This window comes from Dactylosporangium sp. NPDC000555 (genome assembly GCF_040300025.1).
In the GTDB taxonomy this organism is placed as follows: Bacteria; Actinomycetota; Actinomycetes; order Mycobacteriales; family Micromonosporaceae; genus Dactylosporangium.
Genome location: NZ_JBEPDB010000190.1, coordinates 1 through 2,938 on the forward strand (window position 1 = coordinate 1; position 2,938 = coordinate 2,938).

3 protein-coding genes and 1 pseudogene are annotated in these 2,938 nt (G+C 71.6%); 3 read left to right on the forward strand and 1 reads right to left on the reverse strand.

Annotation, left to right across the window (positions count from 1 at the left end; translation table 11 throughout):
* A pseudogene (locus ABT297_RS42865) lies at nucleotides 1-229 on the forward strand (hypothetical protein); the annotation flags it as partial.
* Nucleotides 230-255: 26 nt separating this feature from the next.
* Nucleotides 256-1,089 carry an NAD-dependent epimerase/dehydratase family protein gene (locus ABT297_RS42870; RefSeq protein ID WP_350559921.1) on the forward strand — a complete coding sequence of 278 codons (834 nt, stop codon included), beginning with the start codon at nucleotides 256-258 and terminating at the stop codon, nucleotides 1,087-1,089.
* 69 nt (nucleotides 1,090-1,158) lie between these two features.
* Here the strand turns inward: ABT297_RS42870 and ABT297_RS42875 are convergent, their stop codons facing one another.
* Complete coding sequence (locus tag ABT297_RS42875) at nucleotides 1,159-2,592, reverse strand: carbohydrate-binding protein (RefSeq protein ID WP_350559925.1); 1,434 nt, start codon at nucleotides 2,590-2,592, stop codon at nucleotides 1,159-1,161.
* A 230-nt stretch (nucleotides 2,593-2,822) separates the two neighbouring features.
* On the opposite strand from ABT297_RS42875, the gene ABT297_RS42880 reads away from it, so the two are divergent.
* A partial coding sequence (locus tag ABT297_RS42880) for a flagellar motor protein MotB (protein ID WP_350545265.1) occupies nucleotides 2,823-2,938 on the forward strand: 116 nt, incomplete at its 3' end.

Below are 2,938 nucleotides of genomic sequence, written 5' to 3' on the forward strand. Positions count from 1 at the left end.
CTCGGCCAGCGGCCTGCGCGCCGGCAGCGGCGTCACGGTCGGCGTGCTCGGCCAGGCGATCGGCGTGCACTGGTCGCTCGGCCTCAGCTCGGCCGCGCTGTGCCTGGGCACCGGGCTGGCGGCCCTCTACACTCGCGGCGGCCGCCGCGCGCCGGCCCAGGAGGCGGCGGCCGAATCGGTCGAGGCCCCGCCTGCCCGAGAGACGGCTTCGCAGCAGTACGACGGGTAGGCTCCTCAACGGCAGGGGGTTTGATCATGTCCGAGCCATCGCAGCCGCCCGTGCCGGGCCGGCGGATCCTGCTCACCGGGGCCGCCGGGCGCATCGGCACGATGCTGCGGCCCGGGCTCGCCCGCCCGGACCGGGTGCTGCGGCTGCTGGACATCGCGCCGCTGGCACCGGCCGCACCGGGCGAACGGGTGGAGATCCTGACAGCGTCCTTCACCGACCCGGACGCGATCCTCGCCGCCTGCCGGGGCGTCGACGCGGTGGTCCACCTCGGTGGGTGCGCCGGCGAGGCACCGTGGGAGACGATCCGCGCCGTGAACATCGACGGCACGCAACGGCTGCTGGCGGCCGCGGTCGAGGCGGGAGTACGGCGGGTGGTCCTCGCCGGAAGCATCCACGCCGCCGGGTTCCGCACCCGCGACGAGGCGGCGCACGGCCCGCTGCCGGCGGACAGCTCGCCCCGCCCGGACACCTTCTACGGGGTGAGCAAGGCCGCGGTGGAGGCGCTGGGCAGCCTGTACCACTCGCGGTTCGGCATCGACGTGACGTGCCTGCGCATCGGGGCGTGCCGGCCGCTCCCGGCGGTCCCGGAGGACCTGGCCAGATGGCTGTCCCCCGCGGATGCGGTACGGCTCGTCGAGGCGTGCCTGCGGGTCGAGCCGGCCGGATTCCGCATCCTGTGGGGCATCTCCGCCAACACCCGCCGGTGGTGGTCGCTGGCCGAGGCGGAGGCGATCGGGTACCACCCGCGCGACGACGCCGAACGGTACGCGGCGCAGGCCCTGTCCGGCGGCGACGCCGACCCCGCCGCACCCCGCAACCACCGGGTCGGCGGCGGGTTCTGCACCATGCCGCTCGGCTGACCCGCCTCACCACGACCAGCGGGGGCCGGCGCTGTAGCGCCGGCCCCCGCCGTGGACCCGATGCCCGGATCAGCCGGTGAAGGTGGCCGTGATCTGCGTGAACTGCCAGTTGTTCTGCGCGATGCCGCTGCAGTTGGACACCACGCCGCCGCCGGGGCAGGGCTTGTCACGGTTGACCGACCAGAACGCGAGCCGCGCCAGGTGGTTGTTCTGGGCGTAGTCGCGGATCTGCTGCCAGTGCGCGGGCGAGGTCAGCTCCTGCTGGTCCGACAGACCGTTCATGCCGGAGATGCCCATGTGCCGGTACGCAGTGGCGTCGTCCCACCCGAACGCCGACTTCAGCTGCGCCTTGAGCCCCTCGGAGGCGCTCACCGTGCTGTTGTACATGTTCGCGCCGCCACCGAAGTCGAACGGCATGATGGTGAAGACGTCGATGTTCGCGCCGGTCGACGCCGCGCGGCTGATGAGCTGCTGCGCGTAGTAGCCGGGGCCGCTGGTGCCCGTGCCGAACGTGACGATGGTCTTCAGGTTGGGGTTGTTCTGCTTGACGATCTTCAGCGCGTCGACGATCCGGTTCCGCACGGTGTCGTTCTCGAACTCGTCGGTGTTCTCGATGTCGATGTCGATCGCCTTCAGACCGTACGCGTTGATCACGGTCTGGTACGCACCCGCGAGAGCCTGCGGGGTGGAGCAGTTCGGGCCGAGCTTGTTGCCGCTCCAGCCGCCGAACGACGGGATCACGTCGCCGCCGCCGGCGCGCACCTGGTTGATCACGGTCGCGTCGATGCCGCCGGTGAGCGGCCGGTTGCCGTCCCACGCCGGCGAGCAGCCGCCGCCGGAGAGCACGAACGCGAGCGTGAACCACTTGATGCCGGTCGCCGCCTGCACCGTCTGCGGGTTCGGCGCGTCGCCCCACTGGTAGAGGTAGGGCGCCGCGATGCCGCCGCCCGGAGGCGGGTTGGTGCCGCCCGTGGTCGTGGCGGTGACGCTGTTCGACGCCGCCGACTCGCCCTGGGCGTTGTACGCCTTGACCGTGAACGTGTGCGTGGAGCCGGCCGCCAGCCCGGACACCGTGGCGGTGGTGCCGGTTCCGGTGGAGCGCACTGTCGTGCCCTCATAGACGCGATATCCGGTGACGGTACCGCTGGAGGCGTTCCACGCCAGCGTGAGGCTCGTGTTCGCGGTCGCGGTGACCCGCAGGTTGGACGGCGCGCCCGGGGTGCCCGGCGGCGGGTTGGTGGTGCCACCGTCGCACGCGCCGAGGTCCTTCCACAGCGACGGCGTGGTGGAGGGTGTCCACCCGGCGCCGGGGTAGGCGGTGTGGGTCTGCAGGGCCTGGTAGGTGCGGCCCTGGTACGTCACCTGGGTGCCCGCGTTGTAGGTGTTGCCTTCGGCCCAGGTCGGGGCGGTGCAGGTGGCCTGGACAGCGCTGGTGGCGGCCTGCGCCTGCATCGCTGGCGCTACGGCCAGCGCCGTCACGATGGACAGTGCCGCGCCCGTCACCAGCGCGAATGTACGACGTCGAGATCTCACGGGACCCCCTACACATCGATGGATCGATGTATCGGGACGCTATCAGTTAACACTATTAAATGTAAGAGTCGGCGACCAAGTCCGTCGACCGCATCAGCTACCGCGCTGCACCGGCCCGCAACTGTTGTGTCGGGCGGTCGGGCCGATGTGATCTCCGACGGCGCGACAAGCGACGCCGCGAACCGGGGAGGAGGGCCGCCGTGAGTGGTGGTGGTCACGCGGCGAAGGCCGGCACACGCGCCAAACACAAGGCCGCCCACGACGAGGAACACGAGAACCACGAGCGCTGGCTGGTCTCCTACGCCGACATGATGAC